This is a genomic window from Nocardiopsis sp. NPDC101807, assembly GCF_044766605.1.
Taxonomy (GTDB): Bacteria; Actinomycetota; Actinomycetes; order Streptosporangiales; family Streptosporangiaceae; genus Nocardiopsis; species Nocardiopsis tropica.
The window spans coordinates 415053-430833 of the sequence record NZ_JBIWMK010000002.1 but is presented as its reverse complement, the minus strand read 5'-3'; the positions used below and the strand labels follow the sequence as shown (position 1 = coordinate 430833).

The 15781-nt window shown below is 74.1% G+C and carries 13 protein-coding genes and 1 pseudogene; 6 read left to right on the top strand and 8 right to left on the bottom strand.

Features of this window, described 5'->3' with window-relative positions; translation table 11 throughout:
* Positions 1-189 precede the first annotated feature (189 nt).
* From ACIRPH_RS07110 to ACIRPH_RS07100, 3 genes are read right to left on the bottom strand one after another with little or no spacing between them, the layout of a single operon-like run.
* On the bottom strand, positions 190-1035 hold the full coding sequence (locus ACIRPH_RS07110) for a PmoA family protein (protein WP_402910415.1): 846 nt from the start codon (positions 1033-1035) through the stop codon (positions 190-192).
* Positions 1032-2249 carry a Gfo/Idh/MocA family protein gene (locus ACIRPH_RS07105; RefSeq protein WP_402910413.1) on the bottom strand — a complete coding sequence of 406 codons (1218 nt, stop codon included), beginning with the start codon at positions 2247-2249 and terminating at the stop codon, positions 1032-1034. The genes ACIRPH_RS07110 and ACIRPH_RS07105 overlap by 4 nt, the downstream gene beginning before the upstream one ends.
* Positions 2246-3565 (bottom strand): Gfo/Idh/MocA family oxidoreductase, encoded by a 1320-nt coding sequence (locus tag ACIRPH_RS07100; protein ID WP_402910412.1) that lies wholly within the window; start codon positions 3563-3565, stop codon positions 2246-2248. Before ACIRPH_RS07100 ends, ACIRPH_RS07105 begins: the two co-directional genes overlap by 4 nt.
* Before the next feature lie 425 nt (positions 3566-3990).
* Here ACIRPH_RS07100 and ACIRPH_RS07095 point away from each other — a divergent pair, with 425 nt between their 5' ends.
* The 3 genes from ACIRPH_RS07095 to ACIRPH_RS07085 are packed head-to-tail and all read left to right on the top strand — an operon-like array spanning position 3991 to position 7168.
* On the top strand, positions 3991-4956 hold the full coding sequence (locus ACIRPH_RS07095) for a carbohydrate ABC transporter permease (RefSeq protein ID WP_402910409.1): 966 nt from the start codon (positions 3991-3993) through the stop codon (positions 4954-4956).
* Positions 4946-5821: a carbohydrate ABC transporter permease gene (locus tag ACIRPH_RS07090; RefSeq protein WP_402910407.1), complete on the top strand. Its 876-nt coding sequence runs from the start codon at positions 4946-4948 to the stop codon at positions 5819-5821. Before ACIRPH_RS07095 ends, ACIRPH_RS07090 begins: the two co-directional genes overlap by 11 nt.
* An 18-nt stretch (positions 5822-5839) precedes the next feature.
* On the top strand, positions 5840-7168 hold the full coding sequence (locus ACIRPH_RS07085; RefSeq protein WP_402910405.1) for an ABC transporter substrate-binding protein: 1329 nt from the start codon (positions 5840-5842) through the stop codon (positions 7166-7168).
* A gap of 116 nt (positions 7169-7284) precedes the next feature.
* On the opposite strand, the gene ACIRPH_RS07080 is transcribed toward ACIRPH_RS07085, so the two are convergent.
* Together ACIRPH_RS07080 and ACIRPH_RS07075 are read right to left on the bottom strand one after the other, a co-directional pair.
* Complete coding sequence (locus ACIRPH_RS07080; protein ID WP_402910403.1) at positions 7285-8241, bottom strand: EamA family transporter; 957 nt, start codon at positions 8239-8241, stop codon at positions 7285-7287.
* Between the two features lie 409 nt (positions 8242-8650).
* Positions 8651-9175, bottom strand: a complete 525-nt coding sequence (locus ACIRPH_RS07075; protein WP_402910400.1) for a GNAT family N-acetyltransferase — start codon at positions 9173-9175, stop codon at positions 8651-8653.
* Positions 9176-9215: 40 nt separating this feature from the next.
* Here ACIRPH_RS07075 and ACIRPH_RS07070 point away from each other — a divergent pair, with 40 nt between their 5' ends.
* Both ACIRPH_RS07070 and ACIRPH_RS07065 read left to right on the top strand, forming a co-directional pair.
* Complete coding sequence (locus ACIRPH_RS07070) at positions 9216-9779, top strand: helix-turn-helix domain-containing protein (RefSeq protein ID WP_402910398.1); 564 nt, start codon at positions 9216-9218, stop codon at positions 9777-9779.
* A gap of 206 nt (positions 9780-9985) precedes the next feature.
* The gene (locus ACIRPH_RS07065; RefSeq protein ID WP_402910395.1) at positions 9986-10888 is read left to right on the top strand and encodes an NADP-dependent oxidoreductase; all 903 of its coding nucleotides are present in this window, start codon (positions 9986-9988) and stop codon (positions 10886-10888) included.
* 52 nt (positions 10889-10940) lie between these two features.
* On the opposite strand, the gene ACIRPH_RS07060 is transcribed toward ACIRPH_RS07065, so the two are convergent.
* Both ACIRPH_RS07060 and ACIRPH_RS07055 read right to left on the bottom strand, forming a co-directional pair.
* On the bottom strand, positions 10941-11114 hold the full coding sequence (locus tag ACIRPH_RS07060; RefSeq protein ID WP_402910394.1) for a hypothetical protein: 174 nt from the start codon (positions 11112-11114) through the stop codon (positions 10941-10943).
* A 385-nt stretch (positions 11115-11499) separates the two neighbouring features.
* Positions 11500-12027: pseudogene (locus ACIRPH_RS07055) on the bottom strand (phosphotransferase); the annotation flags it as partial.
* Positions 12028-12479: 452 nt separating this feature from the next.
* Between ACIRPH_RS07055 and ACIRPH_RS07050 the strand changes: the two are divergent.
* The gene (locus ACIRPH_RS07050) at positions 12480-14018 is read left to right on the top strand and encodes a hypothetical protein (RefSeq protein ID WP_402910392.1); all 1539 of its coding nucleotides are present in this window, start codon (positions 12480-12482) and stop codon (positions 14016-14018) included.
* A gap of 468 nt (positions 14019-14486) precedes the next feature.
* On the opposite strand, the gene ACIRPH_RS07045 is transcribed toward ACIRPH_RS07050, so the two are convergent.
* On the bottom strand, positions 14487-15539 hold the full coding sequence (locus tag ACIRPH_RS07045) for a Gfo/Idh/MocA family protein (RefSeq protein WP_402910390.1): 1053 nt from the start codon (positions 15537-15539) through the stop codon (positions 14487-14489).
* Positions 15540-15781: the final 242 nt, after the last annotated feature.

The window sequence follows — 15781 nt, the reverse complement described above, 5'->3', positions numbered from 1 at the left end:
GCCCGAGCCCCGCCCCCGGCGGCCCACGGGCCGCAACGGCCCACGGTCCCACGCCCCGGCTCCCGTGCTCCCCGGAACCCGGAGGCGTGCCCCGGCCCGACGGCCGCCTCGGGGCCCTCGGGGCCCTCGGAACCGACTGTCGCCGCTCCGGCCCCGCCCGGTTCTTCCGCCCCGGGCCCCGTCCCGCGCTCAGTCCAGCGCGCCCACGGCCTCCGCCAGGGACGCCGGGTCGGTGGGACGGCCGTCGCACACCGCCACGCGCAGTCCCCGCTCCAGCCTGCCGCCCACGGGCAGGGGCAGGCGCTCGTCCCAGGCCAGGGCGGGGCCGACCCCCGGGTAGTCCGAGGCCCGCAGGAACCACGGGTCGCGGCGCTCGCCGGGCTGGACGAAGAGGAGCGTCCACGGCGCACCCGAGCCGTCCTCCCCTGCCAGGGCCAGCCACTCGGCCCGGGAGCCGTGCAGGGCCTCCTCGCCCCGCAGGCCCCCGGCGCCGGTGACCTCCGGGGGTCGCGCGCCCAGCGGGGCGCGCCAGAACAGCCCGCCGTACCCCGCCCCGGGGCGGCCGTTCGTGGCGGGGCTGCCGATGCTCAGGTCCCGTCCGGAGGTGTTGGACAGCTCCACCCGCAGGTCCAGCACCCAGGTACGGGCGTCCAGGTCCAGGGCCCGGGTGGACCGCCGCTCGCGCAGCAGTTCCACCCCGTCGGGTCCGGTCCAGGACAGCTCCTCGACCCGTTCGGCGTCCTTCTCCGCGGCCCATGCCAGGTGCTCCTGGCGGCCGTGGTTGTCGAGCATCACCGAGCCCCGGTCGCGCACGAAGGTGCGCCCGCCCCAGAAGCTCACCCCCGAGACGTCGGGGACGGCCACGCCGACCCCCAGGTGGTGCAGGTGGTCGGCGGGCAGGTGCTCGGTGACCTCCGTGCCGCCCCGCGTGCGTACGGGGTGCAGGTAGGGGCGTGGCGAGAGCCGGGGGTCGATGTCGGCGCCGTCCCGCTGGACGGCCAGGACGACACCGTTGAGGGACAGGGACGCGGTCATGGGCGGGCCTTCGTGGTCGGTGTCGCCTCCGCGGCCCCGGGGAGCCACGCGGGGGCGAGTTCGGAGAACAGGGCGAGGTTCTGCGCGCTGCGGTGGACGAGCGCGCCGATCCCGTTGACGGTGCGGTGGGTGACGTCGTCCTCGTTCCACACCCGCTGGTGTCCGAGGGGGATCGGGGCCGGGTCCGGGGCGTGCCGGACCGCTTCCAGCACGTGCATGAACCCCCGGGTGGCGTCGGGCGGCACCAGCAGCGGAACGCCGTCGCGCAGGTGCTCGACCAGGTTCTCCAGCAGGCCCGTGCGCGGGTGGACGGTGGTGGCCGGCGCGCGGCCGGGCCGGTGCAGGGTGACCCGGTCGAGGGTGTAGTCCAGCTCGATCCGCCCGCGTTCGCCGTGCACGATCAGGCGCGGCGGTTGGCTGTCGGGGGCGCACAGCGTCACCGCGAGGGTGATGACGGTTCCGTCGGCGGTGCGCAGCCGCAGGCAGGACGTGTCGTCGCTCTCGATGGGGTGGGCGTGGAACAGCTCCAGCTCCACGTCCCGGGGCGCCTCGGCCCCGGCCCCGGCCACGGCCAGGGCGGTGGCGACCGCGTGCGCGAACGGGTTGGTGAGCGCCCCGTCCACGACGTCGCGGCCGTCCAGGTGGCGGCGTCCGGCCCAGGGGGCCCGGTCGTAGTAGGCGGAGGTGCGCTTCCAGGCGCCTTCGCCCCCGATGCCGCGCACGCGGCCCACCGTTCCCCCGGCGATCAGGTCGCGCACGGCCGTGACCGCCCGGGAGCCCAGGCTCTGGAAGCCGACCTGGCAGGCGAGCCCGGAGGCGTCGACGGCCGCGCGCAGCTGCTCGAACTCGGCCAGGCCCGCCGTGGTGGGCTTCTCCAGCAGCAGGTGGGAGCCGTGCTCCAGGGCGGTCCTGGCCAGCGGCAGGTGGGTGTGGATCGGGGTGACCAGGACGGTGATCCGGGCGCCCGTCTCGTCGACGGCCCTGCCGAGGTCGTCGAACCAGGGGACCGGGCCGTGGCCCTCCAGGTCGTCCCCGGGTTCGGGCGGCCGGCTGTCGCAGACGCCCACCAGTCGGACGAGTCCGCTCTCGCACAGGGGGAGCAGGGAGCGCAGGTGCGAGCGGCCGTGGCCGTGCAGGCCGACCAGGAGCACCGGGACGGGGTCGTCGGCGCGGCCCGCCCGTTCGTCGGCCCCGGCGCCCCGGGGCGCGGTCACCGGTCCGTCCCGAGCAGGTCGGCGATCCTGACCGGGGCCCCGGAGTCGATGGAGGCGTTCGCCGCGAGTCCGGTGAGCAGGGCGTTGCCGCCGTCGGCGTGGTCGGGTCGGATGCCGTCGTCGGATCCGCCGAACAGGGAGTCGAGCATGACCTGGTCGCCTCCGCCGTGGGGGCCCTCGCCGACCGCGATCGGGATCTCCTCGGGCTCCTGCCAGTGGCGGCGCAGGAGGAGGCGGGCCGAGGTGTGGTCCTTGGGGGCGGGCATGCCGCGTACGGGGGTGGACTCGTCCTGGTGGGGGGAGGTGTGGTCGAACTCGGTCATGTCCAGTTCCAGGCGCCCCCGGCTGCCGGTGATGGAGATCCGGTAGCCCTCCCAGGGGGCGTAGGCGACCAGGTGGTAGCTCAGGCGGGCCCCGGTGTCGTAGCCGACGAGCACCGACATGTCGTCCTCGATGGTGATGCCGGGGCCGAACACGTTGAGGTCGCGCCGGTAGCCGTCCTCGTGCTCGGCGTCCAGGTACAGGGCGGTGAGGTCGGGGCTGTCGCCCATGTGCAGGGCGAAGGGGTCGGCCTCGGCGGCGGGGGAGCCGTGTCCGCGTTCGTAGTCGCCCGCGAGGCCGTGGCGGCGGCCGTTCTCGTCACCGTAGAAGAACAGGCGGCCCCAGGCGAACACCTCGGTGGGCCGGGCGCCGATCCACCAGTTGACGAGGTCGAAGTGGTGGCTGGCCTTGTGGACGAGCAGCCCGCCGGACTGGGTCTTGTCGCGGTGCCAGCGGCGGAAGTAGTCGGCGCCGTGGCGCAGGTCCAGCAGCCACTCGAAGTGCACCGAGCCCACCTCGCCGATGACCCCGGAGGCGATGAGGTCGCGCAGCTGGCGGTGGACGGGGTTGTAGCGGTAGTTGAAGCCGACGGTCACCCGGCCCCCGGTGCGGGCCTGGGCCTCGTTGATGCGCCGCAGCCCCTCCAGGTCCGCGGTCATGGGCTTCTCGGTGATGGCGTCGAGGCCGGCGTCCAGCGCGGCGACGACGTAGTCGGCGTGGGTGCGGTCGACGGTGCACACGATGACCTCGTCGACCCGCTCCTCCTTCAGCATGCGGGTGAAGTCGGAGGGGGAGTAGGTCGGCACGGGGTCGAGACCGGCCTCGGTCACGATGCTGTTGTGCACGGCCATCCGGGTGGCGTTGGTGTCGCAGAGGGCGACCAGTCGTCCCTGGTCCCGGTGGGTGCCGGTCAGCGCCCGGGTGTACATCCGGGCCCGGGAACCGGTGCCGACGATCGCGTACCTGCGTGGAGTGGTGTCGTTCACATGCTGCATGGTAAACGCTTTCCACAAAAAACGACAGGGGTGTCCCGCGACGAACTGGTCAAATCCATGTCCCAAACCGATCACACCCACCCGTGTTCGCGTGGCTACGAGGAGTGGCGTTTGGCGCGAGAAGAACCCGGGAAGCGCGTTCACCGGCCGGTTCCCGCGCTGTGAGGGGGGCGCGAACGGTAACGATCTGGGGTGTGGATCACACTTGTGGGGAAACGAATCGTTGACACCCATGTAACCCGGTGCTAGAAACTGAACATCCTAATACTTGGATAGCGCTTACCAGGGCTACTCAGCCCGGTTTCTCCCCGTGTTCTCGCACACACAGCGCCCGTGCCCTCCGAGTGAGATTGGCTCCCCATGAACCCAGGACCGAACGCCACCGGTCGCCGCCTTCCGTCGGCCCTCCGGGACGGCGGCGCGCCGTGAGCGCCCTGCTCCAGCGGGGGAGGGCGGCGGCTCCGGACCAGGCCGCACCCAAATCGCGCCCCCGCAGCGGAAAGAGCGCGGCCCCCCGCGCCAAGCGCGAGAACCTCGCCGCCTACGGCTTCCTGGCCCCGTGGTTCATCGGCCTGGTGTTCATCACCGCGGGCCCGCTCCTGGCCTCCCTGTACTTCTCCTTCACCGACTACAACCTCATCGGTGACCACGAGTGGGTCGGCGCCGAGAACTACGAGCGGATGTTCACCGACGCCCGGCTGCACAGCGCGCTGAGGGTCACGTTCGTCTACGTGTTCGTGTCGGTGCCGCTCCAGCTCGCGCTGGCGCTCGCCCTGGCGATGGTCCTGGACCGCGGCGTGCGGGGGCTTCCCCTGTACCGGTCGGTCTACTACCTGCCCTCCCTGCTGGGCGGCAGCGTCGCCATCGCCATCCTGTGGCGCCAGGTGTTCGGCGCGGAGGGCCTGATCAACCAGGTCCTGGCGTTCTTCGGGATCCAGGGCGAGGGATGGGTGTCCCATCCCGACTACGCGCTGGGCACGCTGATCGTGCTCAACGTGTGGACGTTCGGCGCACCCATGGTGATCTTCCTGGCCGGCCTGCGGCAGATCCCCGCCATGTACTACGAGGCGGCCTCCGTGGACGGGGCGGGTCCGGTGAGCCGGTTCTGGAACATCACCGTTCCCATGCTCACCCCGATCATCTTCTTCAACCTGGTGCTCCAGATCATCAACGCCTTCCAGACCTTCACCCAGGCGTTCATCGTCAGCGGCGGCACCGGAGGACCCTCGGACTCCACCCTCTTCTTCACGCTCTACCTCTACCAGCGCGGCTTCGGCGCCTTCGACATGGGTTACGCCTCGGCGATGGCCTGGCTGCTGCTGATGATCATCGGAGGGTTCACCGCGGTGAACTTCCTGGCCTCCAAGTACTGGGTCTTCTATGGCGACTGAGACAACGGCCCCCGCGACCTCCACCAGGCGCCTCGGGGCCCGACGCACACGACGGCTGCTCATCCACATCGGGCTCATCGGGTTCGGGCTGATCATGCTCTACCCGCTGCTGTGGATGCTCTCCAGCTCCTTCAAGCCGACCGCGGAGATCTTCCGCGCCCCCGGGCTCATCCCGGAGACCTTCACCCCGGGCAACTACACCGAGGGGTGGACGGCGCTCCAGTTCCCGTTCCACCACTACCTGCTCAACTCGGCGGTCGTGGTGGCCGGATCGATCATCGGCAACCTCGTCGGCTGCTCGATGGCGGCCTACGCCTTCGCCCGCCTGGAGTTCCGCGGCAAGCGGCTCTTCTTCGCGATCATGCTCGCCACGATCATGCTGCCGATCCACGTCGTGATCGTGCCGCAGTACATCCTGTTCGCGGAGCTGGGCTGGATCAACACGTTCCTGCCGCTGATCGTGCCCAAGCTCCTGGCGACGGACGGCTTCTTCATCTTCCTGATGGTGCAGTTCATCCGCGGACTGCCCAAGGACCTGGACGAGGCCGCGCGCATCGACGGCTGCGGCCACGTGAGGATCTTCTTCCAGATCATCATGCCGCTGTCGCTCCCGGCGCTGGCCACCACCGCGATCTTCACGTTCATCTGGACCTGGAACGACTTCTTCAGCCAGCTGATCTTCCTCACCAGCCCGGACATGTACACCGTCCCGGTCGCCCTGCGCACCTTCGTCGACTCCAGCTCCCAGACGTCCTGGGGGCCGCTGTTCGCGATGTCCGTCGTGGCACTCGGCCCGGTCTTCGGATTCTTCCTGGCCGGCCAGCGATACCTGGTCAAGGGCATCGCCACCACCGGAATCAAGTAGTCGAAAGGAAATCGACCCATGTACACACCCCCTGGCGTCGGGCGCCCCCGGGCCCGCCGCCGCAGTACCCTCCTCCCCCTGGCGGCCGCGGCCACCGCGCTCGTGATGGCCGTCACGGCCTGCGGAGGAGACTCCGGCTCCGAGGACGGCGTCGTCGAACTCCGCTTCTCCTGGTGGGGCGCCGACGACCGCCACTCCACGATGCAGCAGGTCATCGACGTCTTCGAGGCCGAGAACCCCGACATCCGGATCGTCGGGGACTACACCGACTGGAGCTCCTACTGGGACCGGCTGGCCACGAGCACCGCGGCCAACGACGCTCCCGACATCCTCATGCAGGAGGAGCGGTACCTGCGCGAGTACGGTGACCGGGGCGCGCTGGCCGACCTCACCGAGTTCGGCGACGTGCTGGACCTGTCGAAGATCGACCCGCTGGTGGCCGAGAGCGGCGACCTGGACGGCCAGACCTTCGGCGTCGCCAGCGGCGTGAACGCGTACGCGATCCTCGCCGACCCGCAGGCGTTCGAGGACGCGGGCGTGGAGATGCCCGACGACGAGACGTGGACGTGGGACGACTACGTCGAGATCTCCGCGCAGATCAGCGAGGCGACCGACGGCGAGACCGTGGGCACGCAGAGCATGTCCTACAACGAGTCCGGGTTCCAGATCTTCGCCCGCCAGCGGGGCGAGAACCTGTACGCCGAGGACGGCTCGCTCGGTTTCTCCCAGGAGACCATGGCGGAGTGGTTCGGCATCACCGAGCAGCTGCTGGAGAACGGCGGCCAGCCGGGGGCGGCCGAGAGCGTGGAGATCGAGGGCGGCGGTCCCGACCAGTCGGTCCTGTCCACGAACCAGGGCGCGATGGCGCACTTCTGGACCAACCAGCTCGGCGGCATCAGCGAGTCCTCCGGCCGGGAGATCGAGCTGCTGCGCTACCCGGGTGAGTCCGAGGGCGAGCGCACCGGGATGTACTTCAAGCCCGCGATGTTCTACTCCGTCGCGGCGTCCTCCGAGCACCCGGAGGAGGCGGCCCGGTTCGTGGACTTCATGCTCAACGAGAACGCGGCGGCCGAGCTGATCCTGGCCGACCTGGGCCTGCCCGCGAACGTGGACGTGCGCGCGCACATCCTCAACTCGCTGCCGGAGGCGGACGCGCGCAGCGCCGTGTTCCTGTCCGACATCGAGGGCACGATCGTGGACGGCAACCCGCCGCCCCCGATCGGCGCCGGCCAGGTCGTGGAGATCACCAAGCGGGTCACCGACGACCTGGCGTTCGGGAACCTGACGCCCGAGGAGGCCGCGGAGCAGTTCATGTCCGAGGTGGAGGCGGCGACCGGGGGCGCCTGACCCGGATCGGTGCGAGTGGTGGCCGGGCCCGGCGGGAGAGACCTCTCCCGCCGGGCCCGGCGCCGTGTGCGGGGCGCCGTCCGCGCGGGCCGTGCAGGACCGGTGGGGGCGGGGCCTCAGGGCGAGGCGGCGGCGTCGGCGCGCCGGACGTCCTCCGGGGGCGCCGGTGCGCCGGGGACGGCGGTCTGGGCGATGAACGCGCCGGTGACGATGACCGCGGCGCCCAGGATCTGGACCGGGGTCAGCGCCTCGCCGAGGAGCACCCACGCCAGCACGATCGCGGTCACGACCTCCAGGTAGGCGACGGCCCCGGCGACCTGCGGGGACAGGCGCCGGATCGCGGAGACGCCGGCGAAGTAGGCGACGGCGGTGCACACCAGTCCCAGCCACAGGGCCGGGGCCCAGCCGGGCACGTGGAGGCCGCCCAGGGGGACCGGCGCGGCGAGCAGTCCCCAGGGGATCGTCCACGGGCGGGCGAGGGCCCCCAGGAGGACCGTGGCGACCAGGGAGCCGAAGGCGATGACCGCGAGCGGGTCGGTGTCCTCCCCCATGCTGTCGCCCAGGAGGAAGAACGTCGCCTGTGCGGCGGCGGCGCCCAGGGCCAGGGCCACGCCGATCGCGTCCAGGCGCATGCCGGCCCAGACCTCCAGCAGCAGTCCGAGCCCGGCCACGGCCAGGACGACCCCGACGACGGCGGCGGGGGAGACCCGGGTGCGGCGCACCACCCTCAGCCACAGCAGGACCAGGACGGGGCCGAGGAACTCGATGAGCAGGGCGATGCCGACGGGGATGCGGGCGACCGCGGCGAAGTACAGGGCCTGGACCCCCGCCATGGGGAAGACGCCGTAGGCCAGCACGAGCAGGGGCCGGCGGCGGGCGACCCGCCAGTGGGCGGCGGCGACGGGAAGGAGGAGGAGCGCCGCCCCGGCGACCCGCAGCCACGTGACGTGCAGGGAGTCCATCCCCGCGTCGAGGAGGGGGCGGGCGAACACGCCCGAGCCGCCGAAGGCGAGCGCTGAGCCGAGCGCGAACGCCAGCCCGGAGGGGCGGTGGCGTGCGGAGGGGGCGGACACGTGGCTGCTCCAGGGAATTCATGGGGAGATGGGACCTGGGCAGAGCGTACGGTCGGCGCGTCGGCCACGGCGGGAGGGGGCGGCGGTGCGCGAGGGGGTGGGGAGGGCTTCCCGGAGCCGGGCGGCAGGAGGTGATCGCCGCCGGCGGGCGCTGCGGTCGGCGGGCCGACGAGGACGGGGAGCCTACAGGGGCCCCGCCGGGCGGGCGCTGTGCGAGGGTCGGCGGAAGGGCTTCCCGGTCCACTCCCGGGAGGCGCTGCGCGAAGAGCCCTCCTCGGCGGCGGGGCCGCGCAGGGGGCTTCCCGCCCCGGTGCGCCGGACGGGCCGGCGGCCCCTCCGGGAGGCAGGCGGCGGGTTTGGGCCCGTGCGGGGGACGGGGCCCCGCAGGAGTCGCGGCTCCTCCTCGCGGTCAGCGCCGGGGGGCGAGGTCGGTCAGGTCGAGCTGGGCCCAGGCCACGTCGTGCCAGGCGTCGTGCTTCCAGCCCACGCGCGACATGACGCCGACGTCCTCGAAACCCAGGGCGCGGTGCAGTCCGAGGCTCGCGTCGTTGGGCAGGGTCATGCAGGCGACGGCGACCCGCATGCCGCGTTCGGCCAGGCGGGGCAGGAGGGCGCCGTACAGGGCCCGGCCCGCGCCGGTGCGGCGGCGGCCCTGTTCGAGGTAGACGCTGACCTCGCACGTGCGCCGGTAGGCGGCGCGGGTGCGGAACGTGCCGCCGTAGGCGTAGCCGAGGACGCCGTCGGCGTCCTCCATGACGATCCAGGCGTGCTCGCGCTGGGCGGCCGCGATCCGCTCCGCCATCTCCTGCGTACCGGGAGGGTCGAGCTCGAACGTGATCGCGGTGTCGGTGACGTAGGGCGCGTAGATCGCGGCGCAGACCTCGGCGTCCGCGGGGGTCGCGTCGCGGACGGTGAGGGTGGACATCGAAGTCATGGTCATTATAGTAATCGGGGCCTGTCACTATAGTGAACACATGAGCGACGAACTGGGTGCTGCCCTCGGCCTGATCCTCAAGGAACTCCGCGGCTCCCGCGGTTTGAGCGCCTCGGCGCTGTCCGAACTCTCCGGTGTCTCGCGCACCATGGTCAGCCGTATCGAGAACGGCGACGTCCAGCCCACGGCCTCCCTGCTCGGGCGCCTGTCCGCGGCACTCGGCATCACCCTCTCCGAGCTGATCTCCCGTGCCGAACAGGGCGACCGGCGCCTGGCCCGCTCCCACGAGCAGCCCACCTGGACCGACCCCGACACCGGCTACGTGCGCCGGGCGGTCTCCCCGACCTCCGGCGGCCCGATCGAGCTGGTCGAGGTGGAGCTCCCGGCGGGCGCGAGAGTCGCCTTCCCCGTGGAGGCCTACGTCTTCACGCACCACCAGATCTGGGTCCTGGACGGCGCTCTCGCCTTCCGCGAGGGCTCCGTCGAGCACCTCCTGGAGGCGGGGGACTGCCTCCAGCTGGGGCCGCCCGAGCCGTGCGAGTTCCACAACCCGGGCCGGTCCCCCTGCCGCTACCTGGTGGTCATCGCCCGGCGCGGCGCCTGAGGGGACGACCGGGGCGCGGGCCGTGCGGTGAGGGCTGACGGACCCCGCCGCTTCGACCGGTCGGCGCCGATCGGGGCCTTCGGGCGTGGCGCGGCACCGAGGGCGCGTGCCCGGTGCGTAGGGTGCGAGACGGCCTGGAGAGCCTCCGGGCCGAGTCGTGCCCCCGCCGCCCCCGGGGCCGGGCACCGAGATCCGAAGGAAGAACCATGCGCGCTGTGAGCTTCTCCGAATACGGCGACCCGTCCGTCCTGACCGTCGTGGAGACCGGGGTTCCCGAACCCGGCCCCGGTCAGGTGAGGGTGGCCGTCCGCGCCGCGGGCGTCAACCCGATCGACGTCAAGGTGCGTTCGGGGCTGATGGCGCAGGGCAAGCCGCTGCCCGCACCGCGTGTGCCGGGCCAGGAGGCGGCCGGGGTGGTGGACGCGGTCGGTGAGGGCGTCACGGGCACGGCCGTCGGCGACGCCGTCGCCGGATGGACCGCCGGCGGCGGATACGCCGAGTACGCCGTGCTGTCCACCTTCGCGGCCAAACCGGAGGCGCTGACCTGGCAGGAGGCGGCGGCTCTCCCGGTGGCGGGAGAGGCCGCGGTCCGCGCGCTGCGCGTCCTGGACCCCCGGCGCGGGGAGACGCTGCTGGTCAACGGCGCCTCCGGCAGCGTGGGAGGGATCGCCGTCCAGCTCGCGGTCGCGGTCGGGATCACGGTCATCGGGACGGCCGGAGGCGCGAACCTGGACCGGGTGCGCGCGCTCGGAGCGCTCGCCACCCCCTACGGGGAGGGGCTCGCCCAGCGTGTGCGGGCGCTGGCGCCCCGGGGCGTGGACGCGGTCCTGGACGCGGCCGGGCACGGGGCGCTCCCCGACGCGATCGCCCTGCGCGGAGGCACTGACCGGGTCGTCACCCTCGCCGACCCGGCCGCCTTCGACTTGGGCGTCCCCTTCCTCTCCAAGCCGGAGGACCAGACCGCGCAGACCCTGGAGACGCTGATGGAGGCCGCGGCCGACGGGCGGATCACCCCGCCCGCGTCCCGGGCGATGGGGCTGGGGGAGGCCGCGCAGGCCCACCGGGAGTGGGAGCGGAAGTCCTCCGGCAAGATCGTCCTGGTCCCCTGAACCGTCCGCTCAGGGGCGTGTCCGCCCGCCTGTGACAGGGCCCCGACCCCGGTCACGCACCGGGCCACGCGGCGTCGTCGATCGCGAGCCAGGGAGCGGCGACCACGGCCGTGGGGGTGTACCCCGGGAAGGACTTGACCTCGCGGTGCAGGTGGGACTGGTCGACGTAGCCGCTCTCGGCGGCGTGGCCCGCGGCGAGAAGGCGGACGGCGTGGTCGAACCGCACCAGGCGGGGGGTGCGTTCGGGCGTGACTCCGAGCTGGGCCCGTAAGCGGGCCGACGGGCGCCGGTCTTGTACGAATGTCGCCGTGGGGCCGACCGTCTCTCCTCGGAAGGGTGGAGGACCCGGCTGGGGCCGGGCCGCTCCCGCGTGAGTCGAGGAGGGCGCGGGACAACACCGGGCGCTGCTCGGCGAGCCAGGTCTGGCGGCGGTCCCAGCGGTCCCACCCCCCGGACCGCTCCAGGCCGCGGACGAACGCCTCCTCCCCGCCGTCCACGCGTGCCGCCACGAACGTGCGGGCCACGGCCGTGTACTGCCCGATCACGCCGGGGAGGGCGGCGCGGTCCCCGCGGGCGAGGCCGTAGGCGTCGGCGGCCGCCCGGAGTCGGCGGGGCACGTCCGCGCCCTCGCTCCAGGTCCCGGCGGCGGAGACCGGGTCGAGGGCGGGGACCAGGTAGTAGGCCAGGGCGGCCACGTCCCACACCGGCCTTCCGGGCGCGGCGAGGTCGAAGTCGATCAGGGCCTCGGCCCGCCCGTTCCGGAAGACGAGGTTCTCCGGGCACGGGTCGTTGTGGCACAGGATCGGCCCGCCCTCGGGGTCGGCCAGTCCGGCCGCCCCCGAGGCCCAGGGCGCGGTGGCGTCCACGCCGACACGGGACGCGGCCTCGTGGTAGCGGCGCGGGAGCGCCGCGGCCGAGCGCAGGACCGACTCGGTGCGCGCCCAGTCGGGGAGGGGCGGCAGGGCCACGTCGCCCTCCACGAAGGTCAGCTCCTCGCGGCCGTCCCCGCGCAGCCGGAGGGGAAGGGGAGCGCCCCGGTAGCCGGCGCCGGCCAGGGCCCGCAGGTGGGCGTGGAGGGCGGGGGAGGCGGGGGTGGCGGTGCGCACGACGCGGCCGCCGTGCCGGAGGACCGTGTTCATCATCCCGCCGGGGAGGACGGCGGCGCGTTCCTGGTGGGCGTCGTCGGGGTCGGCCGGATCGGTCATCGCTCTCCTCGCGGGCGGAGGGCCTGCGGCGGCTCGGGGCGACCGGGCCGCCGCCCCGGGCTTCCGGCCCCGGTCGGAGGGGTCCGGCACGGCTGGGGAAGGCCGCCGGAGGGTTTTCCACAGTCGCACCCGAACCCGTGTTCGCTCCACTACTGTGGGTCCCGAAAGCAGTCGAGCCCGGCAGGTGCTACCAACACCGGCGCCGGGCTCTGACCCCCAACCTGGTCAACTCAGGGAGGCGGCTAGTGGTGGAGTGTATCCAACCCGGCCCCGATGTCACGGCCATATCCCGCATGTCGTCTCCTTCGGACACGGCGTCGCAGCCCCCGCCGGGGTCCGTCGGTCCGCGTCGGCGCGCCCCGGGCGCCATGCGCGGTATCGGCTTCATGCCCTCGCTCTGGATCACCGACGCCCTCAGGGCGGGCCTGCTGCCCAGCACCCGCGCGCACACCGTCGCGGCGATCATCGCCGACGCCGTCGACGCGGACGGGCGCTGGTGCTACCTGTACCTCGACACGATCGCCGAGCGCTCCGGCGGCACGATGAGCGCCTCCACCGTCAAACGGGCGCTCCACGACCTCGTCGGCGCGGGCCTGGTGCGCAGGTTCGGCCCCGCGCAGACGCGCCTGTTCTTCCGCACCGACATCGCCGCCGGGCGCCGGTGGCCCGACCGGCTCCCGCCGGTGCTGGAGCTGCTGATCCCCGCGCAGGCATACACCGCCCAGGCGCTGGAGGAGGTCAACCGGGTGCGCCGGGCGCTGGGGGAGGAGCCGTTGTCCCCGGCCTCACGCCCCTGGCCTCCGGTGCGAACGACCGTTCATCCTGACCTGGCCGACAGGTCAGAACGACCTGCAGACCTTTCCCCTGTACACCCCTCCCCGATCCGGCGCTCCGTCCGCGGGAGCGCCACCACAGGGCGGGTGGCCGCCCGGGCGTACGAGCGAGGGGTCCGTCCCCTGCCCGTGCCGGTGCAAGCGCCCGTGGTCGGCCCGGAACGGGTCCCCGGCCCCGCGCCGGACCCGGGGACGCCCGGTGCGCCCACACGCGGCGTTGCTCCGGAGCGGATACCGGATCCCGCCCCGGGAGGAGTGACCGCCCCGGGGGCGCGAGGGCTCGCCCGGAGCCTCCTCGCCCGGATACCGGACTCGGTGCTGCGCCGCCCCGGACCGGACCGTGAGGCCCTGGCCGCAGCCCTCGACCGGCTCGCCGGGCAGGGGATGCGCACGGCCGAGCTGGGCGCGCTGCTGGAGGGCGCGGAGACCCTGCGCAGCCCGTTCCCGGCGCTCATGCGCCGCCTGGGCCGCGTGGAGGACGCGCGCGGGTTCCTGGCCGGCCGCCTCGGCGCGGGCGTGCGGCGCGGCGGCGGAGGCGCCCCGGCCCCGCCGTGGGCTCCCGCGCCGCGCACGGAACGGCTCGGGCAGGGGGTGCCCGCCCCCAGGCATCCGGACTACGGGGACGCGTTCGCCGAGCCGCCCGGGTTCGCCGTCGGCCCCGACGGTGCGGCGCCGCGCACCTGCCCCGACCACCCGGGCGTGCGCAACGTCCCGGGCGGGAGCTGCCGTGTGTGCGGCGGGGCCTGCCGGAGCGTGCCCGGCGAGATCCTCCACCCGAGCCGGGGCCCCGGTACGGGGACGGCCCGCACGGGCGGTCCGGCCGGGTGCGCTGCCCGGTCCGAGGGGCCGGTGAGGGCCGCGGAGGGCCCGGCCGGGGCCCTGCGGGACGGTCCCGACACGGGCGGCGCCGAGGGGGCCGGGGAGACGGATCCCGCGGTCCTCGCGCTCATGCGCGCCTCCCTCGGCGGGGACCGCCGCGAACCGGTGCGCCCACCTGAGCGGACGGGCCGCGCGCCCACACCCGCGGCCCGTGCCGCGGTCGACTCCGTGCGCCGCCGGCTGGACCTCCTCCGCGGACGGGCCGCCGTGTGAGGGGCGCCGGTGCGGTCCGCGCCTTCGGACCTCCCCTGCCGGAGCGGCGGCGGGGAGGCGACCGGGGCGGCCGGGACGCGGGCGGGCCGGGGACGGGTGCCGGTCGGGTGCGCGTCCCGGGGCAGCCGCTTCCCGGCGGCGGGGGCCGCGCCGATGCTGGAGTGGTCGCCGCGCGTCACGTCCTCCCACAGGCCGCGCGGCACCCGGTCGGCCCCTCCGTCGCCCGGGGCGGTCGGAGTCGGTGAACAGCGGTTCGGGCCTGTCCGGGACGGCGCCCGCCGGCCGGGCCGGGCCCGGCCGGCGGGGCGGTGCGCAGCGCGTACGGGGACGGGTCCGCCGGGGAGGGGGGCGGTGCGGCGGACCGGGGAGGCCGGGCGGGATCGTCCGGTGCTCCGGAAGGCACGGCGTCCTCCGGGACGGGACCCGCGGTGTCGCGCGGCGCCGGCATCGCCGGTGCTCGCGCGCGGCTCAGACCTGCGGCACGGGGACCGGACAGGACCCCCGGGCCAGCGACTCCGCCCCGGCCACGCCCACCAGGGAGGCCGCCACGGCGTCGCGCACCGGCACCGGCGGCGGTGCGCCGTGCAGGACCGTGTCGCGAAAGCCCCGCAGCAGCAGGACCGTTCCCTCGGCCCCGCGCTCCAGGGGCTCGCCGTCCAGGGTCACCGGAGGCGGGACGCGTTCCTCCTCGCGCGTCACCCCGTCCTCCTGCGTCCAGCCCTCCTGGCGGACCCGCACCGACCAGGCCCGGTCGCCCCCGGCCCGCACCGACTCGGCCAGCCCCCGGGTTCCGCGCACCGACACCCAGCTCCAGTGGCTGTCGGGCTCGCCCTGCAGGAACCCGTTGCGGGTAATGGCCAGCGCCCCCGTGGACAGGCGCACCACCATGGTGGAGGCCTCGCGCGGAGAGGCCTCGTCCACGCCGAACGCGGTGACCTCGACGGGACGCGCCCCGGTGATCGCCAGGATCGGGGACAGCGAGTGGGTGCAGTACGCGGTCGGGGGGATCCGGCCGCGCCAGTGGGCGGGGTCGCCGATCAGCTCCGCCCGCGCCCCGGGGGACATCCCGTGCAGGTAGTCGGCCTCCACCAGGCTGATCCGGCCGACCTCCCCCGCCTCCACCGCCTCGCGCAGGAGCCGCACGTGCGGGTGGAGCACGTAGTTCTCGGCGAAGGAGTAGGTCGCACGGGAGCGGTCGGCGGCTTCGACCAGGGCCCGGCCCTCCTCCGCGTTCGCGCAGGCGGCGGTCTCGGAGAGCACGTGGACGCCGTGGTCGAGGAAGGCGGTCGCCATCGGGGCGTGGGCGTCGAAGTCGTTGGCGAGCACCACCCCGTCCAGGCGGTGGCCGGGGTCCAGCAGGTCCTGCCAGCGGTCGACGGCGACCGCGCCGGGCAGCAGCTCGCGCGCCCGCTGTCGCGGTCGGGCCTCGCGGTCGCAGACCGCGGTCACGTCGATGCCCGCCCTGGCGGCCCACACCGCCAGGTGCAGCCCCATCCCCAGCCCCACCACTCCCATGCGCATGGAGGCATCCTCCCGGGAGCCGCCGTGGCGGACAACGGATTTTCCCCGGAGCGGCTCTTGTGCGTGCCTCCGCCCGCGCCTCTCCGGCCAGGGGCAGAGGTCGGGAAGCACCGATGCGCCCAAAAGTATGTTTACGTCAAGGCAATACACTGGCAACACCACGGGTGGACAGGGCCTGTATGAGCCCATGGCCCCGTCTCCTCGAACCGATTCCTCCGATGATCGAGGTTCCCGGCACAACG